Genomic DNA, 17,212 nt, shown 5'->3' on the forward strand with positions numbered 1-17,212 from the left:
TGGGCTACCCGCCGAGGACTTTCCTCAGTGCCGGCAATTCTTCGATGACGAAGTCGATGAAGGCGGAAATGCGAGGCGTTGCCCTTTGATCGGGGTGACACAACAGGTGCCAGGCTCTTGCCAGCGCTTGAACCGGTGGAAGCACCTGGATGAGTTCGCCTTCTGCATCTCCGATCGGCGTTGGCAATGGCGCTATGCCAAGGCCCGATTTGACCGCAGCCACCACGCCTAGAACGCTGTTGTTGCGAGCTGCAACGCGCGCCCCCGGCAGAGTGCTTGCGAGCCACTGGGTTGCCCGATGGTTCTCCATCACGCCGTCAAAGCCGATGAGATCGTGCTGCAGCAGGTCCTCGATCGAGTGTGGATGTCCGCGGCGCTTCACATAGTCTCGGCTGGCATAGACGGCCCAGGTGGATTCCGCAATCTTGCGCCCAACCAGCCGCTCGTCACTTGCTTCTCCCGACCGAAACGCGACATCGGCATCGCCGTTGGCAAGGTCGAAATATCGATCGCTGATAATGAAATCGATCCTCAGTCCCGAATAGCGGTCGTGGAAGCGGTCGACAAAACCCGAAGCGACGATGCGGGAAAGGACCGGCTCGGGGCAAGTGAGCCGCACGGTGCCGGTAAGGTCGTGCTTCATACCGAGAACGGTTCGTTGCAGCTTTGCGATGCTCTCTTCCACATCGGCCAGGGCCGGTAGCAACTGCTCACCCATCTCGGTCAGGCGGTAACCTGTCGGGTGCCGATGCACCAGCCGCAATCCCATTTGCCGTTCGAGCTCGGCAATGCGGCGATGGACTGTCGACTGGTTCACGCCTAGCGCACGCGCGGCCGCGAGCGTCGAGCCCTGCCTTACAACGGACAGCAGATAGCGCAGGTCGTTCCAGTCCAACATGCTCTAGTTATGCATTTTTGCACCGACCTTCCGCAACCTTGCTGCTACCGCTGTTACGGCCGGCCGGCTAGTCCTTACCCACGATAAGTGAGGAGAAGCCAAATGGACAAGGCAACAGTCCAAACGATGATCGCTGGCCTCGATGTCGGCGTGACCCGATCGGCCCAGGATCACGGCATGGCAAAACTGACGCCGGTACACCGGGAGGTGCTGAGCACTCTGCCGCAGGGAAGTCGGCAGGAAGTGCGCGTGCTGCACGCTGTGCTTCAGCCTGGCGATGTCACGCCCTACCACTCGCATCGGTTTCCTGTAACAGTCTACGTCACCGAAGGAGTGTTCACCCTGAGGCTCGATGGGCGCGAGCCGATTTCGATCGGGCCGGGCGAGGTTTTTGTCGAGCCCCCGCACGTCAATATGACGGGCAGCAACGAGGGGAACGCCCCGGCGACAACGATTCTGTTCTACGTCTGCGATCCCGACACGCCCTTCGCCGACCCGGTTCCTTCGACTGCGTAGTCGCTCGAGCGCTATGTGCGTTCGGTTGGGTCGCTGACCCGCAACGGTTCGCCTAGAGCGGGAGGAAGCCTCATCGTTATTCCCCTTAGACGCTACCTAACCTTCTACGCCCACCGCCTTGGGCCGTCTTGGAATCTCATCCTCTGCCGGTTGAGCGTCCGCTATCGGTCTGCAGACGCCAGAAGCTGTCAGTCTGTGCGCGGCCCGAAGCGGACAATCCGAACACGGAGGTTCGACTATTCTGGCTGTACCCGGATCCAGAGGTCGTTGAAGGCAACGCTGTCGTAGAAAGCCGTCGCCTTGGCGAACTATGCGCCACTCAGATCGAGAAACAGGCATAGGTGTTGACATAGGGCTTGCCGTCCTCGCCGTACCGGCCGCGTCGAAGTGGACGATGACCGTGCTCCCGTCCGCGTGGGTTTCGCGGATCACCGGCTTCAGCCTGACCTCATCTGGCGACGAACGGCTGAATGACCTCGCCGATGAAGGCGGCCCGGCTAGGATATGTCTTCGACGCGCGGGCGATCGTCCAGATCGCATCTTCCGCGAGCAGATCATAAGGGCTGCCGGTTCCTGCCGCCCATGTATCGAACGAACGCTAACGACGCCTTGTTCGCCTCGTCGGCAGAATTCTGCGCCTGCGCCATTGGCACGAAAGCCGCGATGGCGAGGCCTGCCGTAGCAATCAATGTGCTGAAGCTTGTCATATCATTATGTCGAGAACGGGATTGTATACCCTTGAGACGAGCGGGGACGACCATCTGCTTTCGACTGCGGTTATCGGCGGCAAGGACAAGCTCGTTGACGAGAACGGGCCGAGACGGAAGGACTGGGGCTATGGAACCCTGAACAGGCGCCTGTTGTTGATGGTCATTGCCGGCCTCCTATCCGGGCCCGCAAAATCCAAACAGAAGGAGTAACGAGTGTTGGCCAGTCAACGAGGAAGGCGCGTCCGCGCTGAGATTGCTCTTGCCCAGAACCTGATGCTCGCGCCCTGGGTTGTAGGGTTGCGGTTGCCGATCCTGGTTGCCGAGGCAACCGGTTCGCTGGTTTCAGGTCGGCCGGAAACCGTCAAGGCGGTGAGCGAAAAAGTTTCGGCCCTTGCGCAGGGGATTCTTGCGGCACAGGTGGCTTGGACGCGGGGCGCATTGACATTGCCGCTCGCCATAGCCGACGCGTCATCGCCGCTGGCCGATATCGGGCGATCAATGGCCCTTGCTGCTCTTGAGCCTGCCGGGCGGCAGGTTCGCCTAAATCACCGCCGGCTTTCCAGGCGCCGCAAACGGTGAAGCCGCAAGAGGCGAAAACACCCGCAGCAAGGCTGCAACTGCCGCAGTCCATCTATGAATGTCCGATGGCAGTGTAAAACTTGGCGGAATTTCAATGAAAACCTCTTCCGGGGCGGCGGCGCAGAAAATGATTTCTACCACCGTATACCCGGGCGGTCGCAATCACCTGACAGACGCGAAAAGAACGCGCCGTCGGCGGATTGACACTTCAGTCGGGATACAGCTCCTTGCCGTTAATGGAGGTGTCGGGAACTGAGCTTCGGTTCGGCGGTTAAAAAGAGGGAGAGTTATGGAGGTTAAGGTGAACGGCTTGCTGAAGACTGGACTTTCGACAGGCGTGACCGGCACGGTGGCAAGTGTTGTGACGGCGGCGTTCCTCGTCCTTCTGGCCAAAGTCGAAGGAAAGTCGGCGCTGCAGCCGACCAACGCCACCAGCCACTGGCTCCACGGCGACAAGGCTGGTGCGGTTAGGAAGGCCGACCTTGCGCACACGGCGGTCGGCTTCGGCACCCATCATGCTTCGGCCATATTCTGGGCCGCTCCCTTCGAGGCTTGGCTCGCCAGAAATCCTCCGCGGTCGCCGCGACTGATGCTGCGCGATGCCTCCGCGGTAGCCGCGATCGCTGCGGCTGTGGACTATCTCGTTGTGCCGAAGCGGCTGACCCCGGGCTGGGAGACAGTGCTTTCTAAGCGCTCCATCGCAGCTGCGTATGTAGCGCTCGCTCTGGGTTTGGCTGCCGGCGGACTAGTCGCGCAGGAGATGCGAAAAGGCGAGGTAGGGCCATAGCGCCGGGCATTTCGTGGCCATTGAACTCCCGTGCAAAAGCTTCTGTACTACGGCACGAAGTGGAGAACCGTTCGGCCGCGACCGCGGATGTGTCGATTCAGTTCGTGAACACAAACCCCGACGGCCTCGCAAATCTCGGCCTGATGACCACCCGCCGCTGACGCTGCGCTGCGCCCAGATGGTGCTTGCGGCGCGCGCATGGAGTGCGGCAAAGCCGGACCAAGATACCTCGTCTACGGCCCAGATGGGGCCGCTGGCGCGTCGCTCCATTTCCATAACTACGTGCCAGAAGCAATGAGCTCCATCATACCATCCACTGCGAACTTGTCCGCGCAGTCGCAGATCCGGAGCTTTGACCGGTCGGATTCGGATCAACGCCTGGAGCTCTGCGATGATCGCTTCCCATACCTTTCTTTGATCATCAGTTTTACTCCCGAATACCAGATCTCTAGCCCCGCCAGCCCAAGTGGAGGCGCGCTGTCGGCCGGACGTGAGTAAGAGCAAAAGCCGTTTTTTGGCTTATTCGCGACAGATCCAGCTGCAAATCCTGTTCAGGCACTTCATAGGACATGTCGCGGGACAGCAGCCCGTATCGCCTCCTTCATCAGCACCACGATCAAAACTTCTCCAGGATAGCGATGCCGAATGCCGCATTCCGCAGCCTTGCGGGATGAAATCGAATCCGTGAGTCTTCCAGCTAATTCCCGCTCTGGCGAAAAGAGGTCCGGCGACCGGAAGCGGCGGGCAACATCTGTGCCGTAGAGATCGAGCAGCGCCGCTTTCGGCAGGATGATTGCCGACGTTCTCCTATAGCCTGTTTTCGAAGAACTCTTTTGTAGGGCTCATGCGCATCTCCTTCGGGAGATGAACGCCCTCCAGCCGAGGCGACGGCTTTACTCCCCTTCAGCACGTCCAGGCACCCCTTAATTGAAGCACGCTGCTGCACGACCATCTGTCGACGATCGAGGGTGGAGAGAGATTCGCGCCGGCAAAAGTTGGCCGCCTTACAGGGGGGCTGCCAGGCGGCCAGACCGCTATCTACTTTGTTTGAGCAGTTCCAAGGAACCAACGGGTTTTCCCGCAGTTTTGTCAGTCAATGGAGGAAATTATGAACAACCAAAACATGGAACGGGATTCCGCGCCCAAGACACCAGATGACAGTGCAAAGAAGGACGTTGGGGCAACAGTGAGCGGCGCGTTCTCCAAGGCATCCGATTTGGCTCAAGAGGCAGCCGAGACGGTCAAGCAGTCGGCCGCGGATGGTGCGTCAACAGTTGCCAGCCAAGTAAAGGAAATGCTGGATCGTCAGGTCGGCAGCGGTGCCAAGGTGATGGGTCAGCTCGCAAGCTCGACCAAACGCGCTGCCGAGGACCTCGACGAAAGCGCACCGCTAGTCGCCGGTGTGGTCCGTACGTTCGCGAACCGAATCGACGGGTACGCAGACGATCTGCGGGACCAGTCGGTCGATCAGCTGGTCCGCGCCGCCTCCGATTTGACAAGGCGTCAGCCGGCATTGGTGTTCGGACTTGCCGCCCTTGCGGGTTTTTTGACATTTCGAACGCTGAAGAGCGCACCTCCGGCGTCGCCGCTTTCCAACGAGCCTATGCACGAACGTAACCGGCAAGGAGCGAACGAATTCCATGGCACATGAGCAGCTCAAGAATTCCACGCTTCCTCGCGCACTGTCCGACGTCGTTGCCGACCTTGCCGATCTTGTTCAGAAGGAGCTGCGACTGGCGCGCGCGGAGTTGTCTGAAAATCTCTTTGCCAAATTTCGGGCGGGTATTTGGATGTCAACTGCTGGCGTGCTGGGGCTGATCGCGGCATTTTTGGCAGTGCAGGCGCTTGTCTTCGGGATAGCCAGCCTTGGGATTGCAGTGCACTGGTCCTGCCTGATTGTTGCCGCCATCACGGCCGGGGCTGGAGCGCTCGCCTATTACAAGGGCCGCATGGACGCACACAAAGAGATAACGCCGACCCGTTCCATCCATCAGATCAAGCAGGACATCTCGACAACCAAGGAGCATCTGTCATGAGCCGCGAATCACGTACGGCCAATCTCGGAACGGCGGAATGGCTCATCGGCGCCGCCAAAAACAACCCGGAAGGTCTTCTCCTCGTTGCGGCCGGCTGCGCATTGTTGATGCGCCGCGGCGGGTCATCGGCCATCAGTAGCTTCGGGCATGCTGAGGAATCCCGCGGAAACAATGGCCACCGAAAGGCTCAGTCAAGGTCTTCGAGCACGCGCCCCGATAGACACGAGGCGGAAACCAGAGAAGGCGGCGCCCCAGCGGCGGTAGAGGCAGCACGTGAATATGTTACCGAGATCGGCGAGAAGGTGGCGGCAACCGCAAGTTCCTACGCATCCTCGGCATCGACATATGCGGACGAGGCGCGGCGCAACGTCTCCCAGACATCGGAACAATTCGCCCGGCAGGCCCAATCCACTCTCCAGGATACGATGAACCGTGTGGCGCAAGAGCAGCCACTGACGCTGGCGCTGCTCGGTTTTGCCGCCGGGGCGGCTGTTGCAGCTGCCTTCCGGACCACCGACATTGAGAACCGGACCCTTGGCCCAGCCGCAGAGCAGCTGACGGACACCGCAGAAAGGGCTGGCGAACGGCTAAAGGAATCGACAGAGGAGGCGGGCAAACGTCTCAGGAGGGCAGCCAAGGAGCGCGGCCTTGATGCCGATGGCCTCAAGGAGGTTGCGAGCGACGTGGCTGGTGCGTTCGGCAGCGCCTTGTCGGGCGAGCAGCCAACCGAGTCCGCGCAGGCGCCATCCGCGAGTTCGGGTGGATCGCGCGCTCAATCGGCTCAGCGCGGCATGCCCCAGTCGGGCGGCATGGGCCGCTCGCAAGATAACTCGGGCAAATCGGACCAATCGCCACAATCGGATGCCTCTCGGCCGAGCAAATCCGGACGGTCTAGCGGCAAGCGAGGTGCATAATGGGTGAGGCAAGTCTCCGCCAGCTCGAACATGATGTAGAGGCAGCCCGGGCTAGGCTCGCCGAACATCTGTCGACGCTGCGATCGCCAAATACATTGTCCGAGTTTACCGACGAGCTGAAGCAAGAGGCGCTCGAGGCAAAGGACGCGCTGGTCGAAAAAGCAAGATCGACCGCGCAGTCGACGGCGCAGGGGATCCTCGATGATCTCAAGGCAAAGGCGGCAGCCAACCCAAGCGCCGCATTGGTGATTGGGGCTGGTCTCGCTTGGCGGCTCCTACACCGTCCGCCGATCGCAACTGCTTTGATCGGAGCGGGACTATTCAGCCTGTTGCGGACACCTTCAATACCAGACATGGGCGAGCAAGTTGATCATTTCTCCTACGCCACTGAGCGCTTGAAGGAGCAGGCCGGCGAGCTGGCGGAGAAGGTCGGCGAACTGAGCGCCGAGACGGCGGAAGCAGTGAAGGAGCAAACAACTGAGCTGGCCGGCGCCGTCAAAGAGAGAGTGCGGGATTGGAGCGCCGGGACGCCGAACATGATCGACGATATGCGGCAGACCTCCGGCGAGGCGGCCCAGCGAGTAGCCGCCACAGCCGGCCGGGCTTCATCGGCTGTTCAGGACGTCATGAGCGATCGAGAGACGCGAGACAAACTCCTGCTGGGGGCCGCGGGAGTAGCCATAGCGGCCGCTATGGCTCTTGCGTATCAGCGGCGGGAAGAGGAGAGGGCGGCGGTCGATTGATCCGGAAAGCGGAGTGAACTCGAACAGCAGCCACTGAAGCTTGCGCACGAGCGACAGTCGTGGGAGACGCCGGTCTGGTCAAGATATCGCGCAGGAGCCTCTTGCTGGCCGCCGCCGCGGGACAAGCAGTTTCCACCGTACAAACTGTTTCCGCCGAGGACGTGGCTGTGATGAACAAGGTTGTGCTACTAGGCGATTCGGTGTTCGACAACAGCGCCTATGTCGCCGATGGAGCAGATCTATTGGCCCACGTTTTGCGTCAGCTCCCGATCGGCTGGTCGGCCATGCTGCTTGCCGTTGACGGCAGCGTCATGGCGGATGTGGGCCGGCAACTGAACCGCCTGCCAGCCGACGCCACTCATCTGGTGGTAAGCGTGGGAGGGAACGACGCGCTCGGCGTCTCCTCCGTTTTGAACGCTCCATCGCGGTCCGTTGCCGACACTCTGCTGAGGCTCGCCGAAATTAGAGAGCAGTTTTGCTTGGAGTATATGTCGACCCTGGATGCCGTTCTGGCGGTAGGGCTGCCGACCGCGATTTGCTCGATCTACGATGTCCGGTATGCCGACCCCGACCAGAGACGCATTGCGGTAACGGCCCTGTCGATCCTCAACGATTGCATTACACGAGCAGCCGCCGTGCGCGGCGTTCCGCTGATCGACCTTCGCATCGTCTGCGGCGAGGACGCCGACTTTGTCAACGCCATAGAGCCTTCGGAACAGGGCGGCAAAAAGATTGCCGCGGGGATCGTGTCGTTCCTTGCCAAGCACGAATTCCGAAGCGGGCGTGCCGAACTGATTGTTCGGTAGCAGCGCTTGCAGTTGACACTCTAGCTCTGTTGCCGGGTTGGCTGGCCCTGCGTCACTCAAGCGGTCCCGGCACCGACGCGGCGGCACTCACCAGGCCGCCGTACCAATGTATTTTACATACCGCTGCGCTTTGACAGCGGCTGCAAAGCGAAAACCGTGCTGCAAAGAGATCCGCTGACCGGCTGGATAGAGGCATCACCGTGGTTGTGGGTGGCACAAGGGGTCTGCAAGGAGGCCGGTACGAAACGGTCTCGAGATTGCTTCGCAACTGGGTCATATCGGGAAATTGTCACTCACTTGCCGAGCGAATAGAACCGATCACGCTTCGTAGATCCTCGAGTTTTGCAATGCCTGGTTTGGTTGACGGCCTGCAGATCAAGCGGCCTCGTCGAAATTCGAACCCGTCCAGCCCGATAAGATTCTGCCGGACTGAGGCGGAGACCTTTGTGCGAAAGGTGATCGCAATTGCTTCGGGTCCTACGTCGACCTGGCTCAACCCTAACTCCGCTGCATCTATTCGCAGTCGGCTTACCTCCAGCAGCGTGGCCGCTTCGCTCGGCATGGCTCCAAAGCGATCCTCCACCTCGTCGGCAAATGCATTGACGTCTAAATGCGTGCTCATGCGGAACAATCGCGAATACAGGCTGAGGCGTATGGCTGGCTCCCGCACATAGCTTTCTGGGAATGACCCTCCGGCCTGCAAGTTGATGTCCGGAAGTTGCATGTCAGAGCCGGGCTCGCCTCGCGCAATCGATGAGGCACGCTCGAGCAGTCGATGATAGAGCCCGACGCCGATGAGCTTGACGTGGCCCGCCTGTTCTTCGCCGAAAAGATCGCCGGCGCCGCGTAGGTCGAGGTCCCTTTGGCTGATGGCCAGGCCAGAGCCAAGCCGGTCGAGAGCTACAAGAGCCGAAAGTCGGGACCTTGTGGCTTCAGCCAATTCCTTGCCGGGCTCGGTCAAGAGAAGTGCAATGCCTTGCACCCTTCCTCTGCCTACACGACCCCGAAGCTGGTGGAGTTGTGCAAGTCCGAAACGGTCGGCCCGCCAAACGAGAATGGTGTTTGCCCGCGGTATATCAAGTCCGCTTTCGATGATGTCAGTGGCCAACAAAATGTCGCCTTCGCCTGCGGCGAACCGGACAACTATCTCGTCCAGCTCACGCCCTTTCATTTCGCCATGCGCGATCTTCACCGAGAGCTGCGGAACCAGCCTGCCCAGTTGTTCAACGACAGTCTCGATGTCATCTATGCGTGGTACGACAAAGAAGCTTTGTCCCCCGCGGCGGTATTCGCGCAATAGAGCAGCCTTGGCCGAACCGGCATCGAAAGGAGCCAGGATGGTGCGAACCGGACGCCGCTTGGCAGGTGGTGTGTTCAGGACGCTGACTTCCTGCGCGCCCGCCATCGCCAATTGAAGCGTTCGGGGTATCGGCGTAGCGCTCATGGTCAGTGTGTGGAGGCATGGCGCCAACCGTCGCAGTGATTGCTTCAGCTTGGCCCCGAACCGATGCTCTTCGTCGATTACGAGCAGCCCGAGATGGCTAAAGGACACCCCTTTGGCCGCAATAGCATGGGTCCCGACGACGACTGCGATGTTACCACTTCTCAGACCATCCTTCACTTTCCTTGTCTCTGTCGATCCGACCACCCTGGATAGGTGAGCAACTTGGATGTTGAACCCTGCGAAACGCCGGCAGAACGTATCGTAGTGCTGACGCGCGAGCACCGTGGTGGGCGCAACGATAGCAACCTGATTGCCGCAGAATGCGGCCGCAGCACACGCCCGAAGCGCCACCTCTGTCTTTCCAAAGCCGACGTCGCCGCAGACCAGCCGGTTCATGGTTTTGCCCGACGACAGGTCATCCATTACGGCTCGGATTGCGGCGGCTTGGTCGGGGGTCGCGGGGTAAGGGAATCGCGCCGCGAAGCGAGCAAGATCAGCACGCGGCGGCTTGATCATTTCGGCGGATTGGCGGGACCTGGCCTTCGCAATGGCGACCAGCCGCTTGGCCACCTTCTCGATCTCGCGGACTACAGACTGGCGCCGCTTCTTCCAGCCTTCACTGTCTAGTCGGTCCAAGGCTATCGCTTCTGGCTCGGATCCATAGCGCCATATACGGCCAAACTCCTCCACTGGTACCAGCAAGGAAGCTCCACCATGATATTCAAGCTTCACGACATCCTGTTGCAGGCCAGCCACTTCAATTTGTTCGATCGCGGCAAGGACGCCCACGCCATGGTCTTCATGGACAACCAGATCGCCGAGCCGCAGTTCGGGTTCGGCTATGCCGTTGCCGGAGCCCGCGTTTGCAGTCGATGACGGGCCGAATATGTCCGCTGCCGCGACGACTGCAATTCGGGATGGCCCGTCGACAAAGCCATCCGAGAGATCGAATTCCGCCTTGAGAAGAGAGCCTCTTTCGACAGAGAGGATTTGCGGCCAATCGGCGACCGGGTCCATCTTGCGACCGAACTTACGGTCGAGCAGCCGTTCTGCTCGGCGCAGTTCCGAAGTTTCGCCCGTGACCACCACACTAAACCCCGAGCTTGTGCGCGCCTGGGCGAACTCGGCGAATCCGTGCCCGGCTCGCGGCAGGTGGAAGAATTTGGGAATTCGGCCAACCGGGATCGTAAGACGCAAGCACTGGCGATCCCGTAGCGAGTCGTCCCATTCCTCACGCGACAAATAAAATTGTTTCGCCGCGGGCCGCCCCATCGCGGATACTTGCCGCCTGCCGCGCCACGCCTCCTCTATGAGGTCCAAGACGCGAGCTAGCGAGATTTCTTCCAATCCATCCAGGAAGCAGATGGTAGCTGTTGATGCGACGTCGAAGAGCGCCGGCAAATCGGAGTAGAGCGAGACTAGACGTTCCTCCATCGGGATCGTGCGCATCGCTGCAGGGTCGAACTCGTTGCCGGGTTCCAACATGAGCTCGGACGCCGGGCCAATTACGACTCTATGCAGCGATCGCTCGCTTCGTTGAGTGATTGGGTCATATGCCTTAAGTTCGGAGATGGCGCCGCCAGCGCCCAGTACAACACGAATAGGGCGGTCACGGTCAGCAGGAAAAACGTCGATAAGATCGCCGCGGACGGCCATCTCGCCTGGTTCGTCCACCCGATCGTCGACAACATAGCCAGTTCTCTCAGCCAATACACGCAGTGCCCTCGGGTCCACCTCCTGTCCGATCTGCAGGGTCGCGAAACCCTGGCCGATTGCCGAGGGAGGCGGTACCCGCTGCAGGGCAGATTCGATTGAAGTAACCGTGATGCGGGGTCCTTTCGTAGCGGCCGCAACAGCATGAAGAACGCTGACCCGCCGCCCCATAGTGGCTCGAGTGGGCCACACCCTGTCGTATGGCAGGCAATCCCACGGCGGCATATACAGGATGTCAGCTTTTGGGAGGAAGTGGCGCAATGCCTGCGTGATGTCAGCGGCACTGCGTTCGGAACTCGCGATATGGAGCATGTCCCTATTTCGAGTGGTTTCCAAAGCGCTGATCAATGCCGCAGCTACTGCGGCAGCTGGCGGTGTGTCGCCTTCTCCTCCTGATGCAAGTTCGCACTGTTTCGCAGACGCGCGATCAAATTGCTCGAGTTGTTCAGCCTCTCCGGCATTGCAGGTCTCTCTATCCACGTCTCACCTTCCGAACCCGGGACGAACGGCCGCGACGCGCCCGGCGTTCCGTTGGGACGGCACAGTTACCGACGCTCGGCTTTCAGCAACGTCGCAAAGCGGCAATCCGTTGCCTTGCCCAAAGTGTGATCCGGATCCTGCGCCGTGAGAATAGAGTGCCGCACTGTCTAGCAATGCGTGGATGGCGAGGTTTCCTGAGGTCAGATCGACCCGTCGTTTGTCACCCACACTGCCGGGCTCGAACAAGGACCCGGGATGTACAAGATTTTTCGCGACAAGCAGAACAGTTGCGTCAAAGTCGTACTGAAGCCATAGGACCAGTATCATGAACATGCTTAGCAAATTCGGCAATCTCAGCAGACGGCCAAGTGACCCAAGGGTCGTAAAATCTGGCCCGAAGGCGCTCGCGCCCTCCGATATGACAGCGCGCAAACTCGGATGGTTCAGCATTGCGCTGGGCATGGCCGAACTCATAGCCTCCGAGCGCGTCGCCCGCGCACTCGGCATGCCTGGTAAGGAAGGCTTGATCCGTGCCTACGGAGCGCGGGAAGTCAGCAGCGGCATTCTGTCCTTGTCGGCAGACAAAAAGCCGGGGCTTTGGAGCCGTGTGGCCGGTGATGGGCTCGACATCGCAACGCTCCTATGGGCGTTCCGGCACGACAACCCAAAGCGTGACAACGTCGGACTTGCATTGGTGCTCGTTGCCGGTGTGACACTCATCGATTTATTGACCGCGCAGAAGGTAAGCGTCTGGCATGCTCGAGGCGGCCGGCAACCGCAGGATTTCGGTGACCGCAGCGGCTTCCCGCGGGGTCTTGAGGCTGCGCGGGTCTTGCGCGTAAAGACATGTGACCTGCCAGCCAGAATTGAGCGGTGGCTACTGGCGCGAACCTGATCCTCCTTCTCTCGGCGTCGCCGCCGATAGCCAGGCATGATGCCGATCCGTCCCAAGCTGCAGATAGGCAAGGTGACGGGTGATGCTGTCTGCCCGGTCGCCACATCCTGCGTCGCAGCGCGGTCAGCCGCCAGTAATCTGATCTGGTCGACCAAGTCTTTTCCTTCTAGCGAGTTTTTGCTTTTCCTTCAGCAGCCGAACGATCGCGTCGACGGGCGGCGCAAGGTCGGGCGGCGACTTGCTGTTCGAGCGCCACAAGTATCCAAAGAAAGTTCTCAGTATGCGCATTGTCGTTACCTCCTGGACCACCAAACTTGGCTTGGGCGTTGTTGTTCCTGAACCACAGGCCAAGCGCCGCTGGGGGTGTCGTGGCGATCACCGACAAGCTGAAGGAGCGGGTGCTTCCCGCCGCTCCGAGCTGGCGCTACTGGGCCGCATGTTCGACCGGCTGAAGGGTCGAGGCTCAATCTGAAACGACGTGAAGTGCTCACGTCTCCGATTTGCAAATTATGACAGGAGGGCGGACGAGTAGAACTTCTTTGCGCTTCGAGACAACCGTTAGGACGGGCATGTCAGCAGGCGGTGTGTCTTCCGTTCGGGAACCCTGGCCGAGCCATTGCGTTCGGGGCGTGCAGCACTTGCCCTAGTGCTGAAAGATGGACAGCACCCCCTCCGATCAGCCCGCGTCCTTCCCATCCCCTCGGGGCGCGGGCTTCTTACTTCGTTTGGTGGCCCGTGGAGCGGCGCGGCTGAAGCGCGGCGGGCCTTTTTTGCTTCCGTGTGGAACTTCGGCGCGGACTGAAAGTTTCATTCGTGCAGCTGCGACATGGATGACTCCCGATGGGCCCGCGCCTTTTTTCCCGAAGGGGCGCGGGCTTTGTGCACGGAACACCGGGGCGGGTGCACATTTCGCCGGCATGCAGCGAAATGGCCGCTGCGCGCTGCATCAATCCCCTCGCATTCCAGACCCGTGTTGTCTTCACGAGATGCTAGTGATCCCCGCTATCACAGAAATATCTTGGCACACCATCGCCATCCGTCACTGGGCGCCGTAAGCGGAGATGCTCGACAGTGATTACCAGCCCCGTGTCTTTGGAACTTATTCAGGCTTATCAACGTTCGTTGACATGCCTCACGATCGAGCCAATCGTCTGCCGGGCGTCGCCACCACTGCGAAAATCGGCGGTCATCCGATCCACCCCATGTTGATTCCCTTTCCGATCGCATTGTTTGTGTCGGTGTTCCTCTCAGACCTGGTGTTTTGGTCGAACAGGAATGCTTTCTGGGCCGAGGCTTCTTTTTGGCTACTCGGCTTTGGCTTGCTTATGAGCGCCGCAGCGGCGCTGGCCGGCTTTGCCGATTTCCTTGGAAATGCGGTCGTACGCTCTTTCGGCGCCGCGTGGCACCACATGGTAGGCAATGTGATCGCAGTGGTACTCGCCTTGGCTAACTTTGTTTTGCGGCTCAGTGCAGGCGCAGTCGAGGGGACTCTGCCTTGGGGGTTGGCCCTGTCTACGCTTGTTGTCCTGCTTCTTGTTTACACTGGCTGGAAGGGCGGGACGCTCGTCTACGAGCACAGGGTAGGAGTACACCCTGAGGAGGGAGAGGACACCAGTTCTCGTGCGGGACGATCTTGATTGAGGTCGTGGCATGGTGCGGGGACACGTTGTCGTAGTCACCGGCGCTTCGAGCGTCTCACGAAAAGGGCGCGGCTGGTACTGATTTCGAGAAACGAAGCGCTCGACAATATCGCTAAGGAAATGCGTCGGCTCAGGCGTGAGGCACTACTGAGGGGCGTTGCGGTTTGTTCGTTTACGTCGAGGACGTCCAGGCACAGAGGGCCTAAGGAACAAACAGCACCCACTTTGGTTAAAGCTGCGCGTGCCACCAGACACGCGTTTCTCACACTCGGAGACGACGATGGCTACGAAAAAGGAACCGCAGAGCAAGGCCAAGGGCCTCGAAGATCTTTTCCACGACGGACTGAAGGACGTCTACTACGCTGAGCGCAAAATCCTGGCTGCGCTGAAGAAGATGGCCAAGGGTGCCGAATCCGACCAATTGACCGCCGCATTCGAAAAGCACCGCGACGAGACGGAAGCTCAGATCGAACGGCTGCAGCAGGTCTTCGAGATTTTCGGCAAACGGCCACAAGGAAAGACATGTCCCGCGATCGACGGCATCATTGAGGAAGGGCAGGAGATTCTTGAGGAATTCAAGGAAGCTCCAGCTCTGGACGCCGGTCTTGTGGCGGCGGCGCAAGAGGTTGAACACTATGAGATCGCCCGCTACGGCACCCTGATCACCTGGGCCGGACTGCTCGGCCTGAAGGATGCCGTGCCGCTGCTCGAGGAGACGCTCGAAGAGGAAAAGGCGACTGACGAAGCGCTGACGCAGCTTGGAGAAACCAGCGTCAACGAGAGAGCGATGCAGGAAGCTGCCTAGTTAACAGAGAACGCGCCTCCGGACGACGGCGGCGCGCCTTTGTCTCCGGTGCAGGCGGGCCGGGCGCCAAGACTGCGGCAACTCCTGTTCGAGCCTAACATCTCGGTCACGTGCTTAACGAAAGCACGATCGCGTCCTAGACGTTCTTCGGCTGCACTAGACTGATCGACGTCGTCAAACCACACCTGCAGTCCCCACGCTGCGCTGTCGTGCTTGCACTTCGACACGGAACCCATGCGCGAGGGGAACGTCGAGCCGCGCGTGGTGCAACTGAGAGACTGGGCGCGCGGGTGCGCGCGCCGCGGAGGTTCGCGGAGCCGCTGGCCGTGTTGGCGTGCCGGAAGCGCCGATCAGAGTGTGTCGCGGCCGGTGCGCGGGCGTGCCTCCTGATGACCAGCGGATTGCGGGAGCGATCAAAGACGAAAGGCGCGGCAAGCATTACGAGCCGTGGTGACCGGAGGATTGGCTGCCGAGGTCACCCTCCCGCCGCCTTAAGGCTCCGCGCGGCTGCCTCAATGGCCGCGCCATCATTGCCAAGCCTATCGATCAGTTCTTGGGCCTGGCCACCGCTTATGCCCGTTCGCTTGCCAGGGCGTCGACGGTCAAAACGTCTGAGCTGGCGATCTCGCGAGTTTCCGGAAGAGCATCGTCTGCGGTAAGGGGCAGTGCGGCCTCTCGATCAATTTCGGCTTTAGCCTATGTGTCGATCGTGATCGCCGTGAATACTGCCTTCACGTCCAAATTTGGTATGCGCGGTGTTGGATTTTTCGTGCCGTTCGTCGCCCATCTTAAGGCCTCCGTGCAGATTTTGTCGTCAACGCGGGACGCGACCGAATGATCCGGCGCCAAGCCCAGTCGGACAAAGCAGATCTTCACCGGGTTCAACGCATGACGATGCCGATCGAAGCGGACGCATCGGCGGGCTTTTTGTTGTGCGGACCAAAAAAGCGCTGAGGGGAAGCGGGGATCGCGCCAGTGCTTTGCGAAAGGCCAGGTGAAACAAAGCAATGAGCGCGCGAACGGTGAAGTTTGTTGACCGCTGGCGCGCGCGCCATTCGACCTGCTCTCTTGCTGAATTCCTGCGCACCTGACTGGCTGCGAGGTCCGGCGTGCCCATAAGGGGGCTTGGTGCGGCTCACGCAACCGAGGCTTCCCTTTGCCGGCCCGCAGACCTCAGCATAGGAATCAATGTACGGGAATTACCAAGCCGTAGCCGCCTTGGAACGAATAATCCCGCTCGAACTTACTTTAGCAATCCAGGTCCCTCACTCGGATCACCGGTCACTCGATCGGATTGGGCCCGCCCTCGCATAGGGGCGGGCCATTGTTTCCGGGCGACCTGACTGACAGGAGTGAACAACAATGTTTGCAGATGAGATTGCGGCAAGGCGTCTGAAAACCCTAGTCGACCACTATATGGAGACCAGGAAAAGGCGGCACGATGTGGTTTCAACATCGAGAGCTGAAACCGCCATACGGGAAGTTCTTCCCAATTGCCCTGTGTCCGGGAAAGCCCTTGATGACATGGTCGCCGCCTGTGCCGTCGAGCATGGTCTCGGCGTGCTGTTCGACAGGTCAGAAATCACCGACAGCGTCACCTGACCCGCTGGCCTGCGCCAGCGCTCAGACACGTCGAATGTCCGGTTCCTACATATCCCCGGTTGGTACGTTTCCGACACTATCCATGAGCCTCCATGCATCGAGATAGTCCATGGAGGTGGACTGAGCATGCCGAGATATTTTTTCCATATCCGGAACGAGGAGGGGCACCTCATCGAGGACCTCGAGGGGCAGGAATTTGCGGATTTGGCGCAGGCTGAGGAGAACGCGATGGCATCCGCCAAGGAGATCCTGGCGGAAGGACTGCTCAGCGGGAAGCCAATGCTGACAGGTGCGATCTTTGAGATATGCGACGAAAAACACGTATTGGTGTTGCGATTTCCCTTCTCCGATGCCGCCAAAATGCCCGGTACCCGCCCTTAATGCTTAAGTGATTGGCTTCGGGACTTTAGCACCCCATATGTAGTCCTATCGTTCGCACGTTGTCACGTGTCGCTTGGCAGTTAATTGTAAGAATGCGGCCGTTTCGCTCATTTTTTGCAGTTAATTATAAAATTGGTCGGGCTGAGATTCTCAAATTAGCTGCTAAGGAATTAACTCTCAGACCACGCGATTTGGGCATTGGTGGCCGAGCCACAGCAGATACGGTTCCGCCGATTCTCGAGCGCTCGATTCGCATATTATCT

15 protein-coding genes and 1 pseudogene are annotated in these 17,212 nt (G+C 59.9%); 14 read left to right on the forward strand and 2 right to left on the reverse strand.

Going from position 1 to position 17,212, the window contains the following annotated elements:
• Positions 1–4 precede the first annotated feature (4 nt).
• The gene (locus tag M727_RS36250; RefSeq protein ID WP_051505591.1) at positions 5–898 is read right to left on the reverse strand and encodes a LysR family transcriptional regulator; all 894 of its coding nucleotides are present in this window, start codon (positions 896–898) and stop codon (positions 5–7) included.
• Between the two features lie 102 nt (positions 899–1,000).
• Between M727_RS36250 and M727_RS0111490 the strand changes: the two genes are divergently transcribed.
• The 7 genes from M727_RS0111490 (at position 1,001) to M727_RS0111545 (ending at position 7,989) form a co-directional block, all read left to right on the forward strand.
• A complete protein-coding gene (locus tag M727_RS0111490) occupies positions 1,001–1,414 on the forward strand; it encodes a cupin domain-containing protein (RefSeq protein ID WP_036262137.1) in 414 nt (137 codons plus the stop codon).
• Between the two features lie 1,590 nt (positions 1,415–3,004).
• The gene (locus M727_RS0111510; protein ID WP_027152815.1) at positions 3,005–3,490 is read left to right on the forward strand and encodes a hypothetical protein; all 486 of its coding nucleotides are present in this window, start codon (positions 3,005–3,007) and stop codon (positions 3,488–3,490) included.
• A gap of 1,108 nt (positions 3,491–4,598) precedes the next feature.
• On the forward strand, positions 4,599–5,141 hold the full coding sequence (locus M727_RS0111525; RefSeq protein ID WP_156941520.1) for a hypothetical protein: 543 nt from the start codon (positions 4,599–4,601) through the stop codon (positions 5,139–5,141).
• Positions 5,131–5,526 carry a phage holin family protein gene (locus tag M727_RS0111530; RefSeq protein ID WP_023803797.1) on the forward strand — a complete coding sequence of 132 codons (396 nt, stop codon included), beginning with the start codon at positions 5,131–5,133 and terminating at the stop codon, positions 5,524–5,526. Before M727_RS0111525 ends, M727_RS0111530 begins: the two co-directional genes overlap by 11 nt.
• The gene (locus tag M727_RS0111535) at positions 5,523–6,440 is read left to right on the forward strand and encodes a hypothetical protein (RefSeq protein ID WP_027152818.1); all 918 of its coding nucleotides are present in this window, start codon (positions 5,523–5,525) and stop codon (positions 6,438–6,440) included. Before M727_RS0111530 ends, M727_RS0111535 begins: the two co-directional genes overlap by 4 nt.
• Positions 6,440–7,183 carry a hypothetical protein gene (locus M727_RS0111540; RefSeq protein WP_027152819.1) on the forward strand — a complete coding sequence of 248 codons (744 nt, stop codon included), beginning with the start codon at positions 6,440–6,442 and terminating at the stop codon, positions 7,181–7,183. The genes M727_RS0111535 and M727_RS0111540 overlap by 1 nt, the downstream gene beginning before the upstream one ends.
• A 101-nt stretch (positions 7,184–7,284) precedes the next feature.
• Positions 7,285–7,989 (forward strand): SGNH/GDSL hydrolase family protein, encoded by a 705-nt coding sequence (locus M727_RS0111545; RefSeq protein ID WP_245268528.1) that lies wholly within the window; start codon positions 7,285–7,287, stop codon positions 7,987–7,989.
• A gap of 289 nt (positions 7,990–8,278) precedes the next feature.
• Here the strand turns inward: M727_RS0111545 and M727_RS0111550 are convergent, their stop codons facing one another.
• Positions 8,279–11,626, reverse strand: coding sequence for a DEAD/DEAH box helicase (locus tag M727_RS0111550; RefSeq protein WP_027152821.1), 3,348 nt, complete (start codon positions 11,624–11,626; stop codon positions 8,279–8,281).
• 198 nt (positions 11,627–11,824) lie between these two features.
• Here M727_RS0111550 and M727_RS42355 point away from each other — a divergent pair.
• The 7 genes and pseudogenes from M727_RS42355 to M727_RS0111585 form a co-directional block, all read left to right on the forward strand.
• A pseudogene (locus tag M727_RS42355) lies at positions 11,825–11,941 on the forward strand (glutathione-dependent formaldehyde dehydrogenase); the annotation flags it as partial.
• Positions 11,942–11,951: 10 nt separating this feature from the next.
• Positions 11,952–12,521: a hypothetical protein gene (locus M727_RS36255; protein ID WP_051505593.1), complete on the forward strand. Its 570-nt coding sequence runs from the start codon at positions 11,952–11,954 to the stop codon at positions 12,519–12,521.
• Positions 12,522–13,648: 1,127 nt separating this feature from the next.
• Entirely contained in the window at positions 13,649–14,158 is a 510-nt protein-coding gene (locus M727_RS0111560) for a DUF2231 domain-containing protein (RefSeq protein ID WP_051505601.1), read from the forward strand.
• Positions 14,159–14,441: 283 nt separating this feature from the next.
• Positions 14,442–14,966: a ferritin-like domain-containing protein gene (locus M727_RS0111565; protein ID WP_027152823.1), complete on the forward strand. Its 525-nt coding sequence runs from the start codon at positions 14,442–14,444 to the stop codon at positions 14,964–14,966.
• Between the two features lie 553 nt (positions 14,967–15,519).
• Positions 15,520–15,804: a hypothetical protein gene (locus M727_RS43985; RefSeq protein WP_156941521.1), complete on the forward strand. Its 285-nt coding sequence runs from the start codon at positions 15,520–15,522 to the stop codon at positions 15,802–15,804.
• A gap of 524 nt (positions 15,805–16,328) precedes the next feature.
• A complete protein-coding gene (locus M727_RS0111580; protein WP_027152824.1) occupies positions 16,329–16,568 on the forward strand; it encodes a hypothetical protein in 240 nt (79 codons plus the stop codon).
• Positions 16,569–16,694: 126 nt separating this feature from the next.
• The gene (locus M727_RS0111585) at positions 16,695–16,949 is read left to right on the forward strand and encodes a hypothetical protein (protein WP_027152825.1); all 255 of its coding nucleotides are present in this window, start codon (positions 16,695–16,697) and stop codon (positions 16,947–16,949) included.
• Positions 16,950–17,212: the final 263 nt, after the last annotated feature.

Source organism: Mesorhizobium sp. WSM2561 (genome assembly GCF_000513915.1).
Taxonomy (GTDB): Bacteria; Pseudomonadota; Alphaproteobacteria; order Rhizobiales; family Rhizobiaceae; genus Mesorhizobium; species Mesorhizobium muleiense.

Bases quoted from the DNA above. Each gene is read 5' to 3' on its own strand.
- M727_RS0111580 (WP_027152824.1), top strand. From the start codon at position 16,329: ATGTTTGCAGATGAGATTGCGGCAAGGCGTCTGAAAACCCTAGTCGAC.
- M727_RS0111565 (WP_027152823.1), top strand. From the start codon at position 14,442: ATGGCTACGAAAAAGGAACCGCAGAGCAAGGCCAAGGGCCTCGAAGAT.
- M727_RS0111525 (WP_156941520.1), top strand. From the start codon at position 4,599: ATGAACAACCAAAACATGGAACGGGATTCCGCGCCCAAGACACCAGAT.
- M727_RS0111585 (WP_027152825.1), top strand. From the start codon at position 16,695: ATGCCGAGATATTTTTTCCATATCCGGAACGAGGAGGGGCACCTCATC.
- M727_RS0111535 (WP_027152818.1), top strand. From the start codon at position 5,523: ATGAGCCGCGAATCACGTACGGCCAATCTCGGAACGGCGGAATGGCTC.
- M727_RS0111560 (WP_051505601.1), top strand. From the start codon at position 13,649: ATGCCTCACGATCGAGCCAATCGTCTGCCGGGCGTCGCCACCACTGCG.
- M727_RS36250 (WP_051505591.1), bottom strand. From the start codon at position 898: ATGTTGGACTGGAACGACCTGCGCTATCTGCTGTCCGTTGTAAGGCAG.
- M727_RS36255 (WP_051505593.1), top strand. From the start codon at position 11,952: ATGAACATGCTTAGCAAATTCGGCAATCTCAGCAGACGGCCAAGTGAC.
- M727_RS0111490 (WP_036262137.1), top strand. From the start codon at position 1,001: ATGGACAAGGCAACAGTCCAAACGATGATCGCTGGCCTCGATGTCGGC.
- M727_RS0111540 (WP_027152819.1), top strand. From the start codon at position 6,440: ATGGGTGAGGCAAGTCTCCGCCAGCTCGAACATGATGTAGAGGCAGCC.
- M727_RS0111530 (WP_023803797.1), top strand. From the start codon at position 5,131: ATGGCACATGAGCAGCTCAAGAATTCCACGCTTCCTCGCGCACTGTCC.